We start from the raw sequence: 1,543 nt of genomic DNA on the forward strand, positions 1-1,543 counted from the left end.
TGAAGCACCGCGCTACGGATAGGCGAAGGCTTATGGGGCGTAGTTGACGTGGACGGGGCGGCCGCCCTCGGGGATGGCGACACCGCGGGCGAGCATGACTTCTTTGATGGCGTCGATGGTGGCGAAGTCGGGCTTGAAGTTTCCGGGGCGATACCCCTCCGCGATGAAGAGCGGAGTCCAGCCGTTCTTGTTCTTCTTATTCCAAATACTGATGTTTGCTCCCTGCTCGTTGAGATAGGAAACCACTTGGGGGGCGTTTTTGTAGGCGGCTCCGTGCATGGCGGTGTCACCGTTGGCGGCCACGGTGTCGAGTTCTACGCCGAGTGAGACGAGGTACTTGACGGCTCGCAGGCACTCTTCTGGGGTGCCGGCTTCTTCTTCTGGGGCTTGGCTGCCGACTCCGGCCGCGACCATGAGCGGTGTTGTTCCGTCTTCGTTCGGCGTTGTGTGGCTCGCTCCGTATTCGACGAGCAACTTCATGTAAGCGAGATCGGCGGTGTCGCTCGCTAGGAGAAAGGGGGTCGCGCCGATGCGACTGTAGTGCGCTCCACGGGCTTTGGGCCCGGTGGTGAGCTGAGCGTTTACGTCGGCACCTTTGCGAATGAGAGCCCGGGCAAAGGTGAGACTGTCCACGTCTCCAGTTATGAGTGGCGGCGGTTCACCAGCGGCGCCTTCGCCACGATCTGGTTTACGGACACGGACGAGAGTGTGAAGTGGTGTGAGGCCGGTGCGAGCGTCATTCGGGTTGGCTCCTGCCTCAAGGAGATCGATGGCGATGTCGAAGTGCCCGTTTTCCATGGCTAGGATAAGTGGGCTGGTGTTGTTCTTCGCGAGTTTGCCGCCTTTTACGGAGACCTCCATTGCTGAGTTCACGTCAGCTCCAAGATCGAGGAAGGTTTTTACCAGTTCACGGTGGCCTTGGCGAATTGCGAAAAAGAAAGGAGTGTATCCGGAGTTTAGTGACTTGTTGTAGTCTGCTCCATTTTCAACGAGATGTTGGACAACGTCTATATGTCCCTCGGCGGCAGCCCACATGAGCGCGGTTTGCCCTTTGCGTTCGGTGGCGTCGATTTGGGCACCTGCTTCAAGTAGGGCTTGGGTGCACTCGAGGCTGCCGACACGTGAGGCCGTCATGAGAAGGGTTTCACCACCTTTTAAAGCTCGGTTGGGATCAGCTCCTAGGGATAGAAGCTTTTTGAGAACCTCGGCGTTTCCGTTTTGGACGGCTAGCGAGATTGGTTGAATACCGTATCGGTTTTCTGAGGACGGATTCGCTCCTGCCTCGAGGAGTTCTAGTGCGGCCTCGGTGTCGTTCTGGTGGCAGGCTTGGTGGAGCGGGGTGGTGCCGTCTGGTAATGGAGCGGAGCCGAAGGATGCTGAGCTGAGGCTCAGTGCCAAAATGAGAGCGTATCGGTACATCTGGATGATGGGCTGTGCGGCGTGCCCGGCGTGTTTAGTTCAAGGACATAGTTAACACATGTTAAAGGACATGGTTAACACATTCTAGGCGGGTTCTTGCTCCCCCTGGCCGGCTAGCCGGCCA

1 protein-coding gene is annotated in these 1,543 nt (G+C 57.9%); it reads right to left on the reverse strand.

Features of this window, described 5'->3' with window-relative positions; translation table 11 throughout:
• Nucleotides 1-30 precede the first annotated feature (30 nt).
• Complete coding sequence (locus JIN87_RS27920) at nucleotides 31-1,419, reverse strand: ankyrin repeat domain-containing protein (protein ID WP_200360028.1); 1,389 nt, start codon at nucleotides 1,417-1,419, stop codon at nucleotides 31-33.
• Nucleotides 1,420-1,543: the final 124 nt, after the last annotated feature.

It is taken from the genome of Pelagicoccus mobilis, assembly GCF_016595505.1.
GTDB lineage: Bacteria > Verrucomicrobiota > Verrucomicrobiia > Opitutales > Opitutaceae > Pelagicoccus > Pelagicoccus mobilis.